Origin of the sequence: Achromobacter ruhlandii (assembly GCF_002082135.1) — a bacterium.
GTDB classification, from domain to species: Bacteria; Pseudomonadota; Gammaproteobacteria; order Burkholderiales; family Burkholderiaceae_B; genus Achromobacter; species Achromobacter ruhlandii.
In genome coordinates this window covers 4,048,570-4,070,267 of the sequence record NZ_CP017433.1, presented here as the reverse complement: position 1 = coordinate 4,070,267, position 21,698 = coordinate 4,048,570, and the positions used below count along the sequence as shown (strand labels likewise).

The 21,698-nt window shown below is 66.1% G+C and carries 10 protein-coding genes and 1 pseudogene; 5 read left to right on the top strand and 6 right to left on the bottom strand.

Translation table 11 applies throughout. The features are described from left to right. Positions 1-122 precede the first annotated feature (122 nt). The 6 genes and pseudogenes from AruCF_RS29640 to AruCF_RS18275 form a co-directional block, all read right to left on the bottom strand. Positions 123-9,047 (bottom strand): retention module-containing protein, encoded by an 8,925-nt coding sequence (locus tag AruCF_RS29640; RefSeq protein WP_174655160.1) that lies wholly within the window; start codon positions 9,045-9,047, stop codon positions 123-125. An 84-nt stretch (positions 9,048-9,131) separates the two neighbouring features. After that, the gene (locus AruCF_RS18295; RefSeq protein WP_049075102.1) at positions 9,132-9,788 is read right to left on the bottom strand and encodes a response regulator transcription factor; all 657 of its coding nucleotides are present in this window, start codon (positions 9,786-9,788) and stop codon (positions 9,132-9,134) included. Positions 9,789-9,807: 19 nt separating this feature from the next. Beyond that, positions 9,808-11,244 (bottom strand): HlyD family type I secretion periplasmic adaptor subunit, encoded by a 1,437-nt coding sequence (locus AruCF_RS18290; protein ID WP_049075100.1) that lies wholly within the window; start codon positions 11,242-11,244, stop codon positions 9,808-9,810. Positions 11,245-11,251: 7 nt separating this feature from the next. Then, positions 11,252-13,417, bottom strand: a pseudogene (locus AruCF_RS18285) (type I secretion system permease/ATPase). After that, positions 13,401-13,613, bottom strand: a complete 213-nt coding sequence (locus tag AruCF_RS18280; RefSeq protein ID WP_006387947.1) for a hypothetical protein — start codon at positions 13,611-13,613, stop codon at positions 13,401-13,403. Before AruCF_RS18280 ends, AruCF_RS18285 begins: the two are co-directional and overlap by 17 nt. A gap of 23 nt (positions 13,614-13,636) precedes the next feature. Then, the gene (locus AruCF_RS18275; protein WP_049075096.1) at positions 13,637-15,145 is read right to left on the bottom strand and encodes a TolC family outer membrane protein; all 1,509 of its coding nucleotides are present in this window, start codon (positions 15,143-15,145) and stop codon (positions 13,637-13,639) included. Between the two features lie 514 nt (positions 15,146-15,659). Here AruCF_RS18275 and leuC point away from each other — a divergent pair. The 5 genes from leuC to AruCF_RS18250 all read left to right on the top strand — a co-directional run. Then, on the top strand, positions 15,660-17,063 hold the full coding sequence (gene leuC / locus AruCF_RS18270) for a 3-isopropylmalate dehydratase large subunit (protein ID WP_049075094.1): 1,404 nt from the start codon (positions 15,660-15,662) through the stop codon (positions 17,061-17,063). A gap of 22 nt (positions 17,064-17,085) precedes the next feature. Beyond that, entirely contained in the window at positions 17,086-17,736 is a 651-nt protein-coding gene (gene leuD / locus AruCF_RS18265; protein WP_049075093.1) for a 3-isopropylmalate dehydratase small subunit, read from the top strand. Positions 17,737-17,773: 37 nt separating this feature from the next. Continuing rightward, positions 17,774-18,850, top strand: a complete 1,077-nt coding sequence (gene leuB / locus AruCF_RS18260; RefSeq protein WP_049075092.1) for a 3-isopropylmalate dehydrogenase — start codon at positions 17,774-17,776, stop codon at positions 18,848-18,850. Positions 18,851-19,079: 229 nt separating this feature from the next. Continuing rightward, the gene (gene asd / locus AruCF_RS18255; protein ID WP_049075090.1) at positions 19,080-20,210 is read left to right on the top strand and encodes an aspartate-semialdehyde dehydrogenase; all 1,131 of its coding nucleotides are present in this window, start codon (positions 19,080-19,082) and stop codon (positions 20,208-20,210) included. Positions 20,211-20,476: 266 nt separating this feature from the next. Next, on the top strand, positions 20,477-21,698 hold a 1,222-nt coding region (locus AruCF_RS18250; protein WP_083036823.1), incomplete at its 3' end, for a type IV pilus assembly protein FimV.

Sequence of the window (21,698 nt, the reverse complement as noted above, 5' to 3'; positions counted from 1 at the left end):
CATTTTTCCGGTCGATCCAGTCGTCATCCGGAAAAAATCCCGCGCACGCCGTCCGCGTGCCGCGCTGGTCCTGCCTTGTTCGACCGGACAAGGCCGTTGCGCGGCCCTGTCCGGGGGACTGCTTAGCCGTGGTCGACGTTCAGTTTGCCCTTCTGCAACAGGTCATTGATGATGGCCTGGTTGTTCAGCTGGCCGCCCTGAGTCAGGTCGACGTTCTCCAGCACGATCTTCTGATCCGCGCCCTGGGCGCCGAGCTTGCCCTGGGTGTTGACGTCGATGACCGTGTTGTTGCCTTCCTTGTGGAAGTTCAGGTACTGGGTCAGCGTGCCGTCCTTCTCGCCAACCAGCAGGTCCTTCAGGTCCAGGATGTCGCCGCCATCGGCCGGCTTGTCCAGCGAGAAGTCCTTGATCGTGTCGACAGCCGGCTTGGCGGTGGTGCCCTGGTCGCCCAGTTCCCATTTGAAGGTATCGCTGCCGGCGCCGCCGATCAGCGTGTCGTCGCCCTTGCCGCCGATCAGCAGGTCGTTGCCGTTGCCGCCTTCCAGCACGTCGTTGCCCGACCCCCCGTGCAGTACGTCATTGCCGTCGCCGCCGTACAGCTTGTCGTCGCCGGCGCCACCGTAAATGATGTCGTTGCCATCATCGCCATACAGGGTGTCGTTGCCGCCCTGGCCGTAGATGATGTCGTCACCGGTGCCGCCGTGGATCGTGTCATCGCCGCCGCGCGGGTCGTCGGCGAGGTTGAAGTCGGCGTGGTGGTCCTTGATGTACTGGTACAGGTCGCCGCTGGTCGGCGCGTGTCCGTCGCGCATTTCCAGGAACACCTGCAGCGCCTTCAGGCCCGAACCCTGCACCAGATCGGCGGGGCGGCCGCCCACCGAGGCCCAGTTCAGCACGTTGCCATCGGTGTTGAGCGTGTCGCCGAAGATGATGTCATTACCGGCACCACCGTTGATGATGTCGTTGCCGACCGCAGCCGGATCGGTGCTGGACGAGCCGCCCTGCAGCGCGGCGGCCAGGTCCTTGGCGGTGTTGACGATCTGCGGCTGGCCGACAGCGCCGGTGATGTTGGTGCCCTCGATCTTGACCGTACCGGTGCCAGTCGTGCTCGAGTTGTCGAAGAACTTCAGGTAGTTCTCATTGACACCCGTGCCGATGCCGATGGCGTGTACCGTGCTCTTGCCGCTCAGGTCCTTGAACTTGTCGACGGCGTCCTTCATGTCGTAGTAGTTGGTGGTGCTGCCAGCCCCCCAGCCACCGTTGCTGCCACGGTTGCTGAAGGTGGGATCGCCGTCCGTCAGGAAGTACGTAACGTTTTCGAAAGTCTGCCCGTTGGACGACGTGGGCTGCTTGTTGAACCACTTGAGCGCTTCGTCGAAGGCGCCTTCATAGTTGGTGCCACCGTTGGCGCTGAGCTTCTCAATGGCCTTGATCAGGTCGTTGACGTTGCTCGCGTTCAGGCCGTTGATCGTGTACTTGGTGCTGGCCGTCGATTCGAAGCCGATCAGCGCCACGTTGACGATGCCGTCATGGCCCTTGAGGGTGTTCGCCAGGTTCTTGAGCGCGTCGATGGTCAGCTGCATGCGGCTCAGGCCCTTCGTGCCCGAGGGGTCCGACATGCTGCCTGACGTGTCGACCACGATCGCGATGTTGTAGTTCTTGCCCGGCTCGACCGTGGTGACCGTGCCACCCTTGTCGCCAAGAATGACGTCGTCGCCGCTGCCGCCGTTGATGGGCGGCTTGGTGCCCGTGCCGCTGCCGTCGTTGTCGCCCGAGATGAAGTTGTTGGTCTTGATGGCGAAGTTGTAGTCGCCCGAGGTGTCCTTGCCACCGTTGGCGGTGCCGCCGTTGTCACGCACCTGGAAGCCAAACGAGGTGTCCTGGCCGGCCGCCGACGGCGTGTAGACCAGCTTGCCCGCGGCGATGTCCGCGGCCGAGACCACGGTGTTGATCGAGACCGCCTGGCCATTCAGCGTCAACGTGCCGTCGGTCGGCAGGCGCGTGATGATGACGCTGTCGAGCTGGTTGCCTTCGGCGCCGTCATTGAAGTTGAACTCGGCGGCGGTGAAGGTGTGGTTGCCGCCCGCGTCCACGGTGGTGGCGTTGTCGGCGGCCACCGGCGCGTCGTTGGTGCCGATCACGTCGACCGTGATCACTTGCTTGGCGGAGCCGTCGGCCGAGACGACCTCGAAGCTCTCTTTCAGCACGGCGCCGGCGGGCAGGTCCTGGACGGCCTTCAGGCTGTTGTTCAGCGTGTAAGTCCAGTTGCCGTTGGCGTCGATCGAGAACGTGCCGTACTTGCCCGCCACGTTGGCCTGGGCGACCAGCGTGCTCTGGCCGGCGTCGGCATCCGAGACCGTCAGCTTGCCGGAGGTCACCAGCGTCTTGTCCTCGATCACGGCGCCGGTGGACTGGCCGGTGATCTTGGCGATGTCATTGGTGCCGGTGACGGTGACCGTGATTTCCTTGAACGCGGTGCCGCCATGGCCGTCATCCACCGTGACCTTGATGGTGTCGGTAACGGTTTCGCCTTCCTTCAGCGCCTGCACCTTGGTGCTGGCGTTGTCCAGCGTGTAGGTCCACTTGCCGTTCTGATCGACGGTGAAAGTGCCGTACTGGCCCTTGCCCTCGTTGCTGACGGACCAGGTGTGGGTGTCGTTGGTGTCGACGTCGGTCTTGGTCAACTGGCCGGTCGTGACCAGCGTACCGTCTTCCTTGACCGCGCCAGTGGCCGTGCCGCCGATGGTCGGGGCGTCGTTGGTGCCGGTGATGTCGATGGTGATGACCTGGGTGGCCTTGCCGCCGTTGCCGTCGTCCACCGTTACCGTGATGGAGTCGGTGGCCTTCTGGCCTTCGGCCAGGGCCTGGACCTTGGCGCTGTTGTTGTCCAGCACGTAGGTCCACTTGCCGCTCTGGTCGAGCGTGAAGGTGCCGTACTGGCCCTTGCCGTCATTATTCAGCGACCAGGTGTGCTTGTCGTTGACGTCGACGTCGGCCTTGGCCAGCTGGCCCGTCACCGTCTGGGTGCCGTCTTCCTTGACGGCGCCGGTGGCCACGCCGCTGATGGTCGGGGCGTCGTTGGTGCCGTTGATGGTGATGGTGACCTTGCCGGTGGTGCCGTCGGCGGTGGTGACGGTGAAGGTCTCGGTCAGGTGCTCCTTGGCGCCCAGCTGCTGGACGGCCTTGGCGTCGTTGTCGAGCTTGAAGGTCCAGTTGCCGTTGGCATCGATCGAGAACGTGCCGTACTTGCCGGCGAAGTCGGTCTGCGGCTGGAAGGTGGCCTGGCCGGCGTCCTTGTCGGTGACATCGAGCTTGCCGTTGGCCGTGTAGACCTTGTCTTCCTGGACCGTGCCGGCGTCATCGCCCGGCTTGCTGGGGGTGATGACGGCGGCATCGTTGGTGCCGGTGATGTCGACGGTGATGGTCTTGGTCGCGGTTCCGCCGTTGCCGTCGTCGACGGTTACGGTGATGGTGTCGGTGACCTTCTGGCCTTCGGCCAGGGCCTGGACCTTGGCGCTGTCGTTGTCCAGCGTGTAGGTCCACTTGCCAGTGGCGTCGATGGTGAACGAGCCGTATTGGCCCTTGCCATCGTTGTTCAGCGACCAGGTGTGCTTGTCGTTGACGTCGACGTCGTGCTGGGTCAGTTGGCCGGAGACTTCCTTGGCGCCGTCTTCCTCGACGTTGCCGGCGGTCGCGCCGGTGATGGTCGGCGCGTCGTTGGTGCCGTTGATGGTGATCACGACCTGCCCGGTGGTGCCGTCGGCGGTGGTGACGGTGAAGGTCTCGGTCAGGCTTTCCTTGGCGCCCAGCTGCTGGACGGCCTTGGCGTCGTTGTCGAGCTTGAAGGTCCAGTTGCCGTTGGCATCGATCGAGAACGTGCCGTACTTGCCGGCGGCGTCGGTCTGCGGCGTGAACTTGGCTTCGCCGGCATCCTTGTCGGCGACATCGAGCTTGCCGTTGGCCGTGTAGACCTTGTCTTCCTGGACCGTGCCGGCATCGTCGCCCGGTTTGCTCGGGGTGATGACGGCGGCGTCGTTGGTGCCGGTGATGGTGACCGTGATGGTCTTGGTGGCGGTTCCGCCGTGGCCGTCGTCAACCGTGACGGTGATGGTGTCGGTGACCTTTTCGCCGTCCTTCAGGGCCTGGACCTTGTCGCTGCTGTTGTCCAGCTCGAACTTCCAGTTGCCGCTCTGGTCGACGGTGAAGGTGCCGTACTGGCCCTTGCCGTCGTTGCTGACGGTCCAGGTGTGCTTGTCGCTGGCGTCGACGTCGCTGACGTCGAGCTTGCCGGTGGCGGTGGTGGCGCCATCCTCGGTCACCGCGCCATCGGTCTTGCCGCTGAGCTTCGGATCGTCGTTGGTGCCGTCGATGGTGACGGTGATGGTGCTGGAGGTGCCGTCGGCGGTGGTGACGGTGAAGGTCTCGACCAGCTTCTCGCCCACGGCCAGGGCCTGGACCTTGGGATCGTTGTTGTCGAGCTCGTACTTCCAGTTGCCGTTGGCGTCGATGGAGAACTTGCCGTGCTCGCCCTTGGCGTCGGTCTGCGGGTTGAAGGTGGCTTCGCCCGCGTCCTTGTCGGTCACGTCCAGCTTGCCGCCGGTGGTCAGGTTGCCGTCTTCCTCGACGGTGCCGGCGTCGTCGCCCGGCTTGCTCGGGGTGATGACGGCGGCGTCGTTGGTGCCGGTGATGGTGACCGTGATGGTCTTGGTCGCGGTGCCGCCGTGGCCGTCGTCGACGGTCACGGTGATGGTGTCGGTGACCTTCTCGCCGTCCTTCAGGGCCTGGACCTTGTCGCTGCTGTTGTCCAGCTCGAACTTCCAGTTGCCGCTCTGGTCGACGGTGAAGGTGCCGTACTGGCCCTTGCCGTCGTTGCTGACGGTCCAGGTGTGCTTGTCGCTGGCGTCGACGTCGGTCACGTCGAGCTTGCCGGTGGCGGTGGTGGCGCCATCCTCGGTCACCGCGCCATCGGTCTTGCCGCTGAGCTTCGGATCGTCGTTGGTGCCGTCGATGGTGACGGTGATGGTGCTGGAGGTGCCGTCGGCGGTGGTGACGGTGAAGGTCTCGACCAGCTTCTCGCCCACGGCCAGGGCCTGGACCTTGGGATCGTTGTTGTCGAGCTCGTACTTCCAGTTGCCGTTGGCGTCGATGGAGAACTTGCCGTGCTCGCCCTTGGCGTCGGTCTGCGGGTTGAAGGTGGCTTCGCCCGCGTCCTTGTCGGTCACGTCCAGCTTGCCGCCGGTGGTCAGGTTGCCGTCTTCCTCGACGGTGCCGGCGTCGTCGCCCGGCTTGCTCGGGGTGATGACGGCGGCGTCGTTGGTGCCGGTGATGGTGACCGTGATGGTCTTGGTCGCGGTGCCGCCGTGGCCGTCGTCGACGGTCACGGTGATGGTGTCGGTGACCTTCTCGCCGTCCTTCAGGGCCTGGACCTTGTCGCTGCTGTTGTCCAGCTCGAACTTCCAGTTGCCGCTCTGGTCGACGGTGAAGGTGCCGTACTGGCCCTTGCCGTCGTTGCTGACGGTCCAGGTGTGCTTGTCGCTGGCGTCGACGTCGGTCACGTCGAGCTTGCCGGTGGCGGTGGTGGCGCCATCCTCGGTCACCGCGCCATCGGTCTTGCCGCTGAGCTTCGGATCGTCGTTGGTGCCGTCGATGGTGACGGTGATGGTGCTGGAGGTGCCGTCGGCGGTGGTGACGGTGAAGGTCTCGACCAGCTTCTCGCCCACGGCCAGGGCCTGGACCTTGGGATCGTTGTTGTCGAGCTCGTACTTCCAGTTGCCGTTGGCGTCGATGGAGAACTTGCCGTGCTCGCCCTTGGCGTCGGTCTGCGGGTTGAAGGTGGCTTCGCCCGCGTCCTTGTCGGTCACGTCCAGCTTGCCGCCGGTGGTCAGGTTGCCGTCTTCCTCGACGGTGCCGGCGTCGTCGCCCGGCTTGCTCGGGGTGATGACGGCGGCGTCGTTGGTGCCGGTGATGGTGACCGTGATGGTCTTGGTCGCGGTGCCGCCGTGGCCGTCGTCGACGGTCACGGTGATGGTGTCGGTGACCTTCTCGCCGTCCTTCAGGGCCTGGACCTTGTCGCTGCTGTTGTCCAGCTCGAACTTCCAGTTGCCGCTCTGGTCGACGGTGAAGGTGCCGTACTGGCCCTTGCCGTCGTTGCTGACGGTCCAGGTGTGCTTGTCGCTGGCGTCGACGTCGGTCACGTCGAGCTTGCCGGTGGCGGTGGTGGCGCCATCCTCGGTCACCGCGCCATCGGTCTTGCCGCTGAGCTTCGGATCGTCGTTGGTGCCGTCGATGGTGACGGTGATGGTGCTGGAGGTGCCGTCGGCGGTGGTGACGGTGAAGGTCTCGACCAGCTTCTCGCCCACGGCCAGGGCCTGGACCTTGGGATCGTTGTTGTCGAGCTCGTACTTCCAGTTGCCGTTGGCGTCGATGGAGAACTTGCCGTGCTCGCCCTTGGCGTCGGTCTGCGGGTTGAAGGTGGCTTCGCCCGCGTCCTTGTCGGTCACGTCCAGCTTGCCGCCGGTGGTCAGGTTGCCGTCTTCCTCGACGGTGCCGGCGTCGTCGCCCGGCTTGCTCGGGGTGATGACGGCGGCGTCGTTGGTGCCGGTGATGGTGACCGTGATGGTCTTGGTCGCGGTGCCGCCGTGGCCGTCGTCGACGGTCACGGTGATGGTGTCGGTGACCTTCTCGCCGTCCTTCAGGGCCTGGACCTTGTCGCTGCTGTTGTCCAGCTCGAACTTCCAGTTGCCGCTCTGGTCGACGGTGAAGGTGCCGTACTGGCCCTTGCCGTCGTTGCTGACGGTCCAGGTGTGCTTGTCGCTGGCGTCGACGTCGGTCACGTCGAGCTTGCCGGTGGCGGTGGTGGCGCCATCCTCGGTCACCGCGCCATCGGTCTTGCCGCTGAGCTTCGGATCGTCGTTGGTGCCGTCGATGGTGACGGTGATGGTGCTGGAGGTGCCGTCGGCGGTGGTGACGGTGAAGGTCTCGACCAGCTTCTCGCCCACGGCCAGGGCCTGGACCTTGGGATCGTTGTTGTCGAGCTCGTACTTCCAGTTGCCGTTGGCGTCGATGGAGAACTTGCCGTGCTCGCCCTTGGCGTCGGTCTGCGGGTTGAAGTTGGCCTCGCCCGCGTCCTTGTCGGTCACATCCAGCTTGCCGCCGGTGGTCAGGTTGCCGTCTTCCTCGACCGTGCCGGCGTCGTCGCCCGGCTTGCTCGGGGTGATGACGGCGGCATCGTTGGTGCCGGTGATGGTGACCGTGATGGTTTCGGTGGCGGTGCCGCCGTGGCCGTCGTCAACCGTGACGGTGATGGTGTCGGTGACCGTCTCGCCGTCCTTGAGGGCCTGGACCTTGTCGCTGCCATTGTCCAGCGTGTAGGTCCACTTGCCGGTGCCATCCACCGTGAACGAGCCGTACTGGCCCTTGCCGCCGTCGTTGACGGTCCAGGTGTGCGTGTCGTTGGTGTCGACGTCGTGCTGGGTCAACTGGCCGGACACGGTGTCGCTGGTGTCGTCCTCGCGGATTTCGCCGATGGTGGTGCCGCTGATGGTCGGGGCGTCGTTGGTGCCGGTGACGGTGACCGTGATGACCTGGGTGGCCTTGCCGCCGTGGCCGTCGTCGACGGTAACCGTGATGGTATCGGTCACCTGCTGGCCTTCGGCCAGGGCCTGCACCTTGTCGCTGCCGTTGTCCAGCACGTAGGTCCACTTGCCGTTCTGGTCGACCGTGAGGGTGCCGTACTGACCCTTGCCGCCGTCGTTGGCGGACCAGGTGTGCGTGTCGCTGGTGTCGACGTCGGCCTTGGTCAGTTGGCCCGTCACTTCCTGCGTGCCGTCTTCCTTGACGGCGCCGGCGGCTTCGCCGCTGATGGTCGGGGCGTCGTTGGTGCCGTTGATGGTGATGGTGACCGTGCCAGTGGTGCCATCGGCGGTGGTGACGGTGAAGGTCTCGGTCAGCTTCTCGCCCACGGCCAGCGACTGTACGCGCGCGTCGGTCTGGTTCAGGTTGTAGACCCAGTTGCCGTTGGCGTCGATCGAGAAGGTGCCGTACACGCCCGGGCGGTCGGCCACGGCCACGAAGAAGGATTGACCGTCGTCGGCGTCGACCACGTTGAGCTTGCCGTTGGCGGTGGATTTCTCGTCCTCGACCACGGTGCCGGCATCGTCGCCCGGCTGGGCGGCGGTGATCTGGGCCGGGTCATTGACGCCGACCACGGTCACTTCCACGGTGGCGGTGGAGGTGGCGCCGCTCGGGTCGGTGACGACGTAGGTGATCGTGGTGGTAGCCGTCTGGCCTTCGGGCAGATGCTGGAAGCTGTTGCCGGGAACGAAGGTGTAGCTGCCGTCCGGCAGCACGGTGAAGGTGCCGCCGTTGGAACCGGTGACGCTGACGCCGCCCGGGCTCATCGGGCGGCCGCTGATCGAGACCAGGGTCAGCGGATCGCCGTCGGGATCGCTGTCGTTGACCAGCAGGTTGCCGCGCACGACGCTTTTTTCGTCGGTGCGGGCGGTGTCATTGACGGCCAGGGGCGCGTTATTGTTGTCGCCCGCGGCGCCACCGTCGCCGCCCGCGCCGCTGGAAGCGCGGTCGATCGTGTCGGCGCCCCGGCCCGGGTTGGGATAGGCCAGGTCCAGCGGGCTGGTGGTTTCCAGGATGCGGGCCAGGCGCACGAAGCTGCCGCCGCCGTCGTCACCGCCGCCGCCCGTCAGCGTCGCGGCGGTCGGATCCAGCACTTCGAACGGATCCTGGCCGGCCTGCAGGGCCGCCAGCAGGCGGTCGGAATCGGTGCCCTTGGGCGGCGCCACCGCGGCTTCGGTCGGATCGGCCAGCGGGCCGGCCATGTCGCCGGTGACGGCCACCTCGCGGCCTTCGCCGATCACGATCGGCATGCCATTCTCCACCTGCAGCGCCACGCTGGCGCCCGAGGCCGTGACGACGTCGCTGCCGGCGGGCACGTTGCTGCCCTGATGCAGTTCGGTCAGCGAGCCATCGCTGTTGCGTATCCAGGCGCGACCGGTGATTTCAGTGACGACGGCGGGGGAGGAGTTGGCCATGTTGGTTCCGTTTCAGGGAGTTATCCAAGATGGCCAGATACTAGAGGGAGCCGCGGCGCGGCGGTATTGTCCTCAAGGACAGGTTCAGGAAAGGATTTTGCCGCGGGCGTCGGCCGGCGCCGAAATGCCGTGCACCCGCAGCGCCAGCTGCAGCCGGTCGGTCACTTCGAGTTTGTCGAAGACGGCTGACAGATGCGCCTTGACGGTGCGCTCGGTGATGCCGAGCGCGTCGGCGATCTGGGCATTGGATTGGCCGCTGGCGGCATAGCGCGCCACGGTGATCTCGCGTTCGGTCAGCAGGCCGTTGTCCCAGGAGCGGGAATCCTGGGCCCGCTCCGTCACCAGCCGGAGCAGGCGCGTGACCAGCGAGCGCCCCATCCAGATGCCGCCGGAGGCTACCACTTCCAGGGCCTGCGCCAGGGCGGTGGCCGGGGCGTAACTGTGGCAATAACCCAACGCACCGGCGCCCAGGGCCTGAGTGCCTTGTTCGTCGTTGGGGCTGGGGCTGGCCACCACCACCTGCAGTCCGGAGAACTGGGCATGCCAGGCGGGATCCTGCCAGGACGGCAGGCGCGGCAGGTCGGTATCCAGCACCGCCAGGGCGCGGCCCTGCTCACGCCAGCGCTGCAGGTCGGCCAGACCGCGCCCGCGGGCGGCGAGCCAGCGCGCCGGATCCAGCGCGCGCCAGTGCTGCCACAACAGGTCGTCGTGCGTAATCAACAGGACGGGAACGGATTTCATAACGCCTTCTCGCTCTCCTCTAACGCTCGGTAAAGGCGTTGGCCTTCGCGCGCAGCACCGGCTTGAGCAGGTACTGCAACACGGTGCGCTTGCCGGTCAGGATGTGGACTTCGGCCACCATCCCGGGAATGATGGGCAGGTTCTTGTCGCCCACCGTGCTGCGGTCCGTGCGGACCCGCACCACGTAATAGGAATTGCCTTTCTCGTCGGTCACCGTGTCGGCGCCGATCTGTTCGACCTTGCCTTCCAGCCCGCCGTAGATGGCGAAGTCGTAGGCGGTGAACTTGACCTCGGCCTTCTGGTCGGCGTGCAGGAAACCGATGTCGCGCGGCAGGATGCGCACTTCCAGCAGCAGGGTGTCGTCCTTGGGCACGATCTCGATGATGTCCTTGCCCGGCTGCACCACGCCGCCCACGGTATTGTTGAACAGCGTCTTGACCGTGCCGCGCACCGGGGCGCGCACTTCCGCCAGCTTGACCCGGTCGGCCAGGGCCAGCTTGCCCTCGCGCAGCGTGGCCAGCTTGGTGTTGGTTTCGGACAGTTCGTTGCGGGCCTGGTTGCGGATGTTCAGCTCGGATTCCTCGAGCTTGCTCTGGGCTTCCTTGATAGATGCCTGGATCCGGTCGATCTGGGCCTCGGCGCCTTTCTGTTCGCCGCAGTAGCGGGCCACGTCGCGCTGCAGGCGCAACAGGTCCACCTCGGACACCGCGCCGCTCTTGAGCAGCGGCCGGGTCACCTGCAGTTCGCGCGAGGTCAGGCCGCAGCTGGCCGAGGCCTGGTCGCGCTTGGCGATGGTCTCGCGCAGTTCTTCCTGGCGTTGCTTGAGCTGTTCGCGGGCGACGTTGACGGTGGCGTTCAGTTCCGTGGTGCGCGCCTGCCAGGCGTTGCGTTCCATCTCGACCAATCCCGGCGCCTGGGTCAGCACTTCCTCGGGCGCCACGAACGGTTCGCCGGTGGCCAGCGCCTTCAGGCGCGCGGACTTGGCCAGCAGCGACAGGTATTCGGCATTGTTTTCGCCCAGCGACGAGGCGAAGCGGGTGGAATCGATCTTCAGCAGGACCTGGCCGGCCTCGACCTCCTGGCCGGGCTTGACCAGGATTTCCTCGACGATGCCGCCATCCAGGCTCTGGATGATCTGCACCTGGCGCGACGGCACGACCTTGCCCTCGCCGCGCACGACTTCGTCGATATAGCCGAAGGCGGCCCACAGCAGCAGCAGGAAGACGGCCAGCAGGCTGGTCCACAGCAGCACGCGGGCGCCGCGCGCCTGCGACTCGTGGATCACCCATTCGGCGTTGCCGACATAGTCGGTGCGCGCCTGCGGCTTGCCTTTTTCGGCGCCGTCGAGCAGGCGGTCGAAGAAGTGGACGAAGATGCCGCGCACCCGCAGCCACAGACGGGTGAGCAGGCCGGGCCGCGATACGGCGGATTTCTGGATGGCGGTGGTATTGTCCATGCGGCTCTCAGCTTCCGCGTCCGACGCGCCCCTGGCGCAGGGCTTCGACGACCTGTTCCTTGGGGCCATCGGCCACGATATGGCCGTTATCGATGACGATCAGGCGGTCGACCAGTTCCAGCAGGGCGGTGCGGTGCGTCACCAGCAGGATGGTCTTGTTGGCGCTGGCTTCGCCCAGGCGGCGGCGCAGCTGGGCCTCGCTCTGGTGATCCATGTTGCTGCTGGGCTCGTCCAGCAGCAGGATGGGCGGATCGTTGATCAGCGCGCGCGCCACGGCCACCGACTGGCGCTGGCCGCCCGACAGCGACTCGCCGCGCTCGCCGATGAGCATGTCGAAGCCGTTCGGGTGCAGATTGGCGAACTCGGTCACGCCGGCCATGTTGGCGGCCGCCAGGATGCTGGCGTCGTCGGCGTAGGGCGCGCCCATGGCCAGGTTATGTTTGAGGCTGCCGTAGAACAGCAGCGGATCCTGCGGCACGTGGCCGATTGCGCGGCGCACGTCGGCCGGGTCGATCTGGCGCACGTCCACGCCATCCAGCAGCACCGCGCCCTCGGTCGGCTGGAACAGCGCCAGGGCCAGCTTTTCCAGCGTGGTCTTGCCCGAGCCGATGCGGCCGATGATGCCGACCTTTTCGCCCGGCTTGAGCTTGAAGGACACCTTTTTGAGCACCGGCTGGGTGCTGCCCGGGTAAGTGAAGCTGACGTCGCGGAATTCCAGGCCGCCATGGAACACCGGGCGGTGCAGGAACTCGGCCTCGGCCGGGCGCTCGATCGGCAGCTTCATGTAGTTGTCGATCGAACCCAGCGAGGTGCGGGCGTTCTGGTATTGCATCAGCAGGCCGGCCACCTGGCCCAGCGGCGCCAGGCAGCGGCCGGCGATCATCGAGGCGGCGATGATGCCGCCCATCGACAGGGCCGAGTCCTGCGCCAGGTACACGCCGATGATCACCACCGAGATCGACACCAGCTGCTGCACCGCCTGCACGAAGCCGACGGTGGACGACGAGATCAGCTTGAGCTTGCCGCCGGTCTGCGCGATGAACTCGGTGGAACGCTCCCAGTTGCGCTGGATCGCGCCCTGGGCGTTGAGGGTCTTGACCGCTTCCAGCCCGGTCAGGGCCTCGACCAGGGTGGCATTGCGCTGCGACGAAGCCTGGAACGACGCCATCGTCAGCGCTTCCATGCGCGCCTGCGCGGCCAGCGACACCACCAGGATCAGCACGATCGCGACCACCGGGGGCAGCACCATCCAGGGCGAGATCCAGGCCAGCGCGGCCAGGAACAGCAGAATGAAGGGCAAGTCCACCAGGGTGGTGATGGTGGCCGAGGCGATGAAGTCGCGGATCGATTCGAACGAGCGCAGGTTGGCGGCGAACGAGCCGACCGACACCGGACGGCCCTACATCCGCAGGTCCAGCACCCGCTCCATGATCTGCGCGGACAGCCGCACGTCGACGCGCTTGCTGGCGCTGTCGACCACGTGCGAGCGCGCCGTGCTCAGGATCATGTTGAAGATCACCACCAGAGTGATGCCCAGCGCCAGCACCCAGAGCGTCTCGACGGCGTTGTTGGGCACCACGCGGTCGTACACGTTCATGGTGAACAACGGCATCGCCATGGCGAAGATGTTGATCAGCAGGGCGGCGATGAGGGCATCGCGGTACAGGCGCCGGTTTTCCATGATGGCGGCCCAGAACCAGTGGCGCTCGCGCACCTTGGCCACTTCCGGGGCGCGCGCGTCGAAGCGGAACTGTGGCCGCACGAAACAGACCAGGCCGGTGTATTGCGCGTCCAGTTCGGCCGCGCTCATCTCGACCGCGCTGCCGCCCAGCTCGGGATGGCTGATCACGTACTTGTCGCCATCCTTCCTGAGCAACAGGCAGGCCCGCTCGCCATTGAGCAGCAGGATCGCCGGCAACAGGTCGGACGGCAGTCCGTCCAGCGGGCGCTTGACCACCCGCGCCGACAGCTGCGCGCGCGCCGCCGCCCGGGGCAGCAGCGCTGGCGTCAGCCGGTGCGCTTCCAGCGGCAGGCCGGCCGACAGCGCCTGGGCGGTCGCCGTCACGCCATGCAATCGGGTGATCTCGACCAGGCAGTCCAGCAACGGGTCATCGTGCGCGGCGCGCGCGTCGGCGCGCCATTCCCGCGCGGGCGCGTCAGATAACTTGTCCATCATCGTCATCCAGCAGGTCCAGATGCTCCGAGAGTCGCGCGCGCTGTTGCTTGCGCTGGGTGAGTTTTTGCTGGGCCTGTATCGGCAGGTCCGTCATGCGCAAGGTGCCATTGGCGATCAAGGCGTCGATCAAGTCTTCCAACACGCGGACGAAGTCCGCATCCAACCGTGAAAAGTCGTTGTCCTCAGTAGCCATATGGCCTCCTTGCGCGCGCCTCGTCAGGGACGGGCCTGGGCGGCGGGCGCGTTCAGCGGCACCAGCGTGGGCGGCAGGGTGCCTTCGTTGTATTGCACACGCACTGGCGTCAGCCGGGCCGAGTCGGGCACCGTGGAATTGCACAGGCGGATGACGTCGTCGGACACCACCAGCTTGCCGTTTTCCTCGGGCATCTCGTTGCGCGCGGGCTGCAGCGTCAGCGCCGGCAGCAGCTTATGCGAAAGCGCCAGCCAGCGATACTGCGCCAACCTCAGGTCATAGACGGCGTTGGTCAGGGCGCGGCGCGATTCGAACAGCTCGTTCTCGGTGTTGAGCAGGTCGAGCAGGGTGCGCTGGCCGATCTGGAACTGCTGGCGGTAGGCGTCGCGCACCTTGGCCGTGGCCATTTCGTGGTCGCGCAGGAAGGGCAGCTTTTCCTGCAGGCTGGTGATGTTGTTCCAGGCCACGGCCAGATCCTGCTGCACATTGCGGCAGGTGTAGTCGCGCACGTCGCGCGCGGCATACGACTGGGCCGCCGTCTGGCGCACCCGCGCCGAATCGGCGCCGCCGCGGTACAGGTTGTAGTTCATGACCACCTGGACGCTGGAGCTGCGGATGTTGCGGTTTTCAGGCGTGGGGTCGTTCTGGTCGCGGCCGGTGGCGGCGACGAACTCGAACTTGGGTGAAAACGCGCCCTTGGACGAGGCCACGCCCGCTTCCGCCGCCTGCAGGGCCGCCTGCTTGGACAGGAAGCTGGGATTGCGGCGCAGCGACTCGTTGAAGTTGCCGGGCTTGGTCGGCAACTTGTCGGAGATGTCCGGCACCGGCTGCATCGACTCGGGCGGCAGGGCGCCAGTGACGCGCTGGAAGCGCTGCTGCACGTCCAGCAGGTTGGTGGTTTCGGTCATCAGGTTGGTTTGCGCCAGCGCCAGGCGGCCGCCGGCCTGTTCCAGGTCGACGCGCCGGCCGACCCCGGATTCCGTGCGCTGGCCGATCTGTTTGAGGGTTTCCTCGTGCAGGGAGTAATTCTGGCGGGCCAGCAGTTCCATGTCGCGATAGCGCTGCAGGTCGATGTAGGCCTGCACGGCGGCCAGGGCGGTGCTGTCGCTGGTGGCCAGCACGTCATAGAAGCGCGCCAGCTTGTCGAACCCGGCCTGCTTGACGTCGTTGCTGGTGCGGAAACCGTCGAAAATCAGCTGGCGCAGCTCGAAGTTGTAGCCCGGACGGTTCCAGCTCTGCGAGCCGACGCCGGGCACGTTGTTGCGGTATTCGCGTCCGGCGTAGCCCAGCGCATTGACCTGCGGGAAGAAGGCGCCGCGGGCCACGGCCTGGCCTTCCAGCGAAGCCTGGAAGTCGTGGTACTTGGCCTGGATCTCGGGATTGCTGAGCAGGGTCTGCTCGACAATCTGGTTCAGGGTGGTCGCGCCAGGGGCGGGCGGCGGCGCATCGGTCGCGGCCGGCTGCGCATACAAGACAGGAACGAATGCCAACGCCAGGGCGGAAACCGTGGTCTTGAGCAGGAACGAAGACATAGGGATTATTCGCGAGTCAAGTGTGGGATTAGTGCCGGCATATTGTGTGCAAATGTCAGACTTGGCGAGTCAAGGTTTGTTAAGACTTGACAGAATTTGCCGGCCCGTCGGGATTTATTTCGCAAAAATCGATGAGAAATCATGCGATTTACGCGGAATTCAATATGGACGGATTAATCAAAAACCATTAATACGTTTTATGTCGTATTGTTGCGGTTTCTGCTTTGCCACATTGAAAAGTGATTATATCCGGTTGCGTCTTTTGTATCTAAATAGTTTTTTCGACCGTTGCTTTTTGATTATCTGGATATTGACCCCGCAACGATCATTCTCGGCGTGACCGGCGACCTGGATAAGTCTCACCATGGTAGTGTTGGTACTAGTATATTTGGTGTGGTTGTACTAGGTTCAGAGGCTGGGCATAATGCCCTCCATGCCGCAGCGGCCGGCGTGGGAAGCAACAGCACATCCCGCGCGAGGCACCAGCCGGATTGTCTATTTGCAGAGCGCATCCATGGCCCAAACCCTTTACGACAAACTCTGGGACGCCCATATCGTCCACCAGGAATCAGACGGCACCTGTCTGCTCTATATCGACCGCCACCTGCTGCACGAAGTGACCAGCCCGCAGGCGTTCGAGGGCCTGGCCATGGCCGGGCGCAAGCCGTGGCGCAACGGCGCCAACCTGGCGGTGGCCGACCACAACGTGCCCACGATGAACCGCGCCCAGGGCATCGACGATCCGATCTCGCGCCTGCAGGTCGACACGCTCGACGCCAACTGCGACAAGTACGGCATCACCGAATTCCGCATGAACGACCTGCGCCAGGGCATCGTCCACGTCATCGGGCCGGAGCAGGGCGCCACCCTGCCGGGCATGACCGTGGTCTGTGGCGATTCGCACACCAGCACGCACGGCGCGCTGGGCGCGCTGGCGTTCGGCATCGGCACCTCGGAAGTCGAACATGTGCTGGCCACGCAGACGCTGCTCATGAAGAAAGCCAAGAGCATGCTGATCAAGGTCGAAGGCGAACTGCCGTTCGGCTGTACGGCCAAGGACGTCGTCCTGCACATCATCGGCATCATCGGCACCGCCGGCGGCACCGGCCACGCCATCGAGTTCGCCGGCAGCACCATCCGCGCGCTGTCGGTGGAAGGCCGCATGACGGTCTGCAACATGGCCATCGAAGCCGGCGCCCGCTCCGGCATGGTCGCCGTCGACGACAAGACCATCGAATACTTCCGCGGCCGTCCGTTCGCGCCGTCCGGCGTGCTGTGGGATCACGCCGTGGCCTACTGGCGCACGCTGCACACCGACGCAGGCGCCAAGTTCGACACCGTGGTCGAAGTCAATGCCCGCGACATCAAGCCGCAGGTCACCTGGGGCACCTCGCCCGAAATGGTGCTGCCGGTCGACTCGCGCGTGCCGGACCCCGACCGCGAAAAAGACGACGTGCGCCGCAGCGGCATGGAACGCGCGCTGGAATACATGGGCCTCAAGCCCAACACGCCGTTGACCGACATCCGCGTGGACCGCGTCTTCATCGGCTCCTGCACCAACTCGCGCATCGAGGACCTGCGCGCCGCCGCCGTCGTGGCGCGCGGCAAGCGCGTCGCATCCAACGTGCGCCAGGCCATGGTGGTGCCGGGTTCCGGGCTGGTCAAGCAGCAGGCCGAGCGCGAAGGCCTGGACAAGATCTTCATCGAGGCGGGCTTCGAATGGCGCGAGCCGGGCTGCTCGATGTGCCTGGCCATGAATGCCGACCGGCTCGAGCCGGGCGAGCGCTGCGCCTCGACCTCGAACCGCAACTTCGAAGGCCGCCAGGGCCAGGGTGGCCGCACCCACCTGGTCAGCCCGGCGATGGCCGCCGCCGCCGCCGTGGCCGGTCATTTCGTCGACGTCCGCACGTTCCGTTAAGCGCCCACCGAGTACCGACATCATGCAAGCATTCACCACTCACGAAGGCCTGGTGGCTCCGCTCGACCGCGAAAACGTCGACACGGACCTCATCATTCCCAAGCAGTTCCTCAAGTCCATCAAGCGCACCGGCTTCGGCCCCAATCTGTTCGACGAACTGCGCTACCTGGATCACGGCGAGCCGGGCATGGACAACAGCAAGCGTCCGCTCAACCCCGATTTCGTGCTGAACCAGCAGCGTTACCAGGGCGCCTCGGTGCTGCTGGCGCGCAAGAACTTCGGCTGCGGTTCGAGCCGCGAGCACGCGCCCTGGGCGCTGACGCAGTTCGGCTTTCGCGCCATCATCGCGCCGTCGTACGCCGACATCTTCTTCAACAACAGCTTCAAGAATGGTCTGCTGCCGATCGTGCTGTCCGAGCTCGAAGTGGCGCGCCTGTTCGACGAAGTGAAGGCCTTCCCGGGCTACAAGCTCAACATCGACCTGGATCGCCAGGTGGTGGTGGCCGGCGATGGCCGTGCCATGAAGTTCGACATCGAGCCGTTCCGCAAGTACTGCCTGCTGAACGGTTTTGACGACATCGGCCTGACCCTGCGCCATTCGGACAAGATCCGCGCCTTCGAAGCCGAGCGCCTGGCCCGCCATCCCTGGCTGGAAAGCCGTCCGATCGCCTGACCCGACTCATCCCATCGACCACAGGACCGTTTTTTCCATGACTCATAACATCGCAGTCTTGCCGGGTGACGGCATCGGCCCCGAAATCATCGAACAGGCCGTGCGCGTCCTGAAGGCGCTGGACGTGCCATTCGACATCAAGCAGGCGGCCGTTGGCGGCGCCGCGTTCGACGAGTTCGAGCATCCGCTGCCGCCGGCCACGCTGAAGCTGGCCAAGGAATCGCACGCCGTGCTGTTCGGCGCCGTCGGCGACTGGAAGTACGACAGCCTGCCGCGCGAATTCCGCCCCGAGCAGGCCATCCTGGGCCTGCGCAAGGCGCTCGGCCTGTTCGCCAACCTGCGTCCCGCCATCCTCTATCCCGAGCTGGCCAGCGCCTCGTCGCTCAAGCCCGAGATCGTGTCCGGCCTGGACATCCTGATCATCCGCGAACTGACCGGCGACATCTATTTCGGCACGCCGCGCGGCGTGCGCTCGTCGCCGGACGGCGCCTTCAGCGGCGAACGCGAGGGCTACGACACGATGCGCTACGCTGAATCGGAAGTGCGCCGCATCGCCCGCATCGGCTTCGAATCCGCCAGGAAGCGCAACAAGAAGCTGTGCAGCGTCGACAAGGCCAACGTGCTCGAGACCTCGCAGTTCTGGCGCGACATCGTCATCGAAGTGGCGCGCGAGTATCCGGACGTCGAGCTGTCGCACATGTACGTCGACAACGCCGCCATGCAGCTGGTGCGCAACCCGCGCCAGTTCGACGTGATCGTCACCGGCAACCTGTTCGGCGACATCCTGTCGGACGAGGCCGCCATGCTGACCGGCTCCATCGGCATGCTGCCGTCGGCTTCGCTGAACGCCGGCGGCCAGGGCCTGTACGAGCCCAGCCACGGTTCGGCGCCCGACATTGCCGGCCAGGGCATCGCCAATCCGCTGGCGACCATCCTGTCGGCCGCGATGCTGCTGCGCTACTCGCTGAACCTGGCGCCCCAGGCCGACCGCATCGAAGCCGCCGTGCGCCGCGTGCTGGCCGATGGCCTGCGCACCGCCGACATCTTCGAACCCGGCACCACCAAGGTCAGCACCTCGGGCATGGGCGACGCCGTCCTCAAAGCCCTGGCCTGATGCCTGCAAGGGACGCGCCCTTGCGGCGCGGTCCCGAGTCCTGGGGCCGCCCGCGGGGCGGCCCTTTTTCATGCCGATGTTGCCGCAGCGCCGCGAAAGCGGGGTGGCTTTGATTGCGGCCCCGTTTTTTCAAGCTGCCTCGCAACATCCCTGCGTGCATTCTGATAAATTGTTGGGTTCTGCACGTTTTTTCACCACACCTTGTCCCCACCTTTAAAGAGCGATTGAAATGAATCAAGCAGTAGGCCTTGTCGGCTGGCGCGGTATGGTCGGCTCGGTGCTCATGCAACGCATGCGCGACGAGAACGACTTCGCACTGATCGAACCGGTGTTTTTCTCCACCAGCAACGCTGGCGGCGCCGCCCCCACTTGGGCGACTGGCGCGGGCCCGCTGCAAGACGCCTACAACATTGACGCTCTGAAAAAACTGCCGATCATCGTGACGGCGCAAGGCGGCGACTACACCTCCGAGGTCTACCCGAAGCTGCGCGGCGCGGGCTGGAACGGCATCTGGATCGACGCCGCCAGCACGCTGCGCATGGCCGATGACGCCATCATCGTGCTGGACCCGGTCAACCGTCCCGTGATCGACGCGGCGCTCAAGCGCGGCGTGCGCAACTTCATCGGCGGCAATTGCACGGTCAGCTGCATGTTGATGGGCCTGGCCGGCCTGTTCAACAACGACCTGGTCGAGTGGATGACCACCATGACCTACCAGGCCGCATCCGGCGGCGGCGCGCAGCACATGCGCGAGCTGCTGACCCAGTTCGGCGAGCTGAACCACGCCGTCAAGCCGCTGCTGGACGATCCCGCCTCGGCCATCCTGGAAATCGACCGCGGCATCCTGGCCAAGCAGAAGGACGCGGCGCTGCCCCACGAGCACTTCGGCGTGCCGCTGGGCGGCAGCCTGATCCCCTGGATCGACAAGGACCTGGGCAACGGCATGTCCAAGGAAGAGTGGAAGGGCGAGGTCGAGACCAACAAGATCCTCGGCCGTGGCGCCGCCTTCGGCACCGCCGCCACCCCGATCGACGGCCTGTGCGTGCGCATCGGCGCGATGCGCTGCCACAGCCAGGCGCTGACCATCAAGCTCAAGCGCGACCTGCCGCTGGACGAGATCGAAGCGCTGATCGCGCAGGGCACGCAATGGGCCAAGGTGATCCCCAACACCAAGGAAGAGACCATCCGTGAACTGACCCCGGTCGCGGTCACGGGCACGCTGGACATTCCGGTGGGCCGCCTGCGCAAGATGTCGATGGGTCCGCAATACCTCAGCGCCTTCACCGTCGGTGACCAACTGCTGTGGGGCGCGGCCGAACCGCTGCGCCGCATGCTGCGCATCGCGCTGGCCGAAGCCTGAGGCCCGGCGGGCGGCGCAGGCCGCGCGCTCGCGACAAGGTCGTAACCGCAAAGGCACCTTCGGGTGCCTTTGTCATTTGCGCGGGGCGCCGTGGTCATCGGACATGGCTGGCAATGTGCCCGCCAGCCAACGCCGATGCGCCTTTCAGGTTTGTGAAACGCGCTCGATCCATTACACTTTTCGGGTCAATTGAGGCTTGTTCTCACGCGATCCCCACGAACAGCCCCCGCCCGATCATTCGACCGACAAGAACGGAATTCCAGCTTATGACCCAGCGTTCGCGCCAAGTGAAGCATGCCCGCCGTTTGAAGGCCCTCCAGTGGGCGATCGCGCTGGCGCTAGGCGCGAGCGCTTGCAGCCCGGCCTTGGCGATGCGGGTTGGGCATTCGCGGGTGGTGTCGGCGCCGGGCGCGCCCTTGCAGGCGCTGGTCGGCCTGCAGGAATTGACGCCCGACGAAGTGTCCTCGCTGCGGGTGTCCGTGGCGGACGAGGCGGCGTGGCAGCGCGCGGGCCTGAAACCGCCCGCGCCGCTGGCCAGCCTGGTGGTGCGGGTCGAAGACGGCATGGACCCGACCCGCAAGAACCTGCGGGTGCGGTCGACCCAGGCGCCGGCCGGCGGCGCGGTCGATCTGCTGCTGGATATCAGTTCCAGTTCCGGCCAGCGACAGGTCCAGGTCAGCATCCTGGTGCCGCTGCGCGGCGCTGGCGCCGATGTCACGCCGGCTGCCGTGGGCGCCCCGGGCCGGGCCGGCGGCACGTCCGGCTCGGTCAACGTCAAGTCGGGCGATACGCTGTTCGCCATCGCCCAGCGTAATGCCGTGCCCAACGCCTCGGTCTACCAGATGCTGGTGGCGCTGTGGCGCGCCAATCCCGACGCCTTCATCCAGAACAACATGAACCTGGTGCGGGCGGGGCAGAAGCTGGCGATCCCCGACGCGGCCACGGTGCGCGCGGTCGATCCGGCCGAGGCGCGCCGCATTTTCAATGAACACGCCGAGGCATTCGCCCGTTACCGCGCCCGCCTGGGCGCGGCGACCGGCGCCAATCCCGCGGTGGTCAAGGGCCAGGACGCGGCCTCGGGCACGGTGGCGCGGCCTGGCGACACCGGCGCGGCCACGGCCTCGCAGCCGCAGGATCGCGTGCGCCTGTCATCCGGACAGGCGCAGGGCGGCGCCGCGGCACAGGCCGAGGCCCAGGCCGATCAGCGCGTCTCCAATGAACGCGCCATGGCCGACGTGCAGGGACGTGTCAACCAGTTGGAAAGCAATGTCAATGAATTGAACAAGGCCGTGGCCGAGCAAGGTGCGGGTGCGGGCGCTGGCACGCCGGGCGTCGCAGGTGCCGCTGGCGCCGCGGGCGCATCGGGAGCCGCTGGCGCGACGGGGGCTTCGGGGGCAACCGGCTCGACGGGCGCAACGGGCGCCGCAGGCGCGGCCGGCTCCTCGGGCGCCGCAGGCCGCACGGGCGCTGCGGGTGTCGCGGGTACTG

What these genes read in the sequence shown, in the direction of transcription:
- leuD (WP_049075093.1), top strand. Translation starts at nt 17,086, where the DNA reads ATGCAAGCATTCACCACTCACGAAGGCCTGGTGGCTCCGCTCGACCGC.
- AruCF_RS18295 (WP_049075102.1), bottom strand. Translation starts at nt 9,788, where the DNA reads ATGAAATCCGTTCCCGTCCTGTTGATTACGCACGACGACCTGTTGTGG.
- AruCF_RS18290 (WP_049075100.1), bottom strand. Translation starts at nt 11,244, where the DNA reads ATGGACAATACCACCGCCATCCAGAAATCCGCCGTATCGCGGCCCGGC.
- AruCF_RS18275 (WP_049075096.1), bottom strand. Translation starts at nt 15,145, where the DNA reads ATGTCTTCGTTCCTGCTCAAGACCACGGTTTCCGCCCTGGCGTTGGCA.
- asd (WP_049075090.1), top strand. Translation starts at nt 19,080, where the DNA reads ATGAATCAAGCAGTAGGCCTTGTCGGCTGGCGCGGTATGGTCGGCTCG.
- AruCF_RS29640 (WP_174655160.1), bottom strand. Translation starts at nt 9,047, where the DNA reads ATGGCCAACTCCTCCCCCGCCGTCGTCACTGAAATCACCGGTCGCGCC.
- AruCF_RS18280 (WP_006387947.1), bottom strand. Translation starts at nt 13,613, where the DNA reads ATGGCTACTGAGGACAACGACTTTTCACGGTTGGATGCGGACTTCGTC.
- leuB (WP_049075092.1), top strand. Translation starts at nt 17,774, where the DNA reads ATGACTCATAACATCGCAGTCTTGCCGGGTGACGGCATCGGCCCCGAA.
- leuC (WP_049075094.1), top strand. Translation starts at nt 15,660, where the DNA reads ATGGCCCAAACCCTTTACGACAAACTCTGGGACGCCCATATCGTCCAC.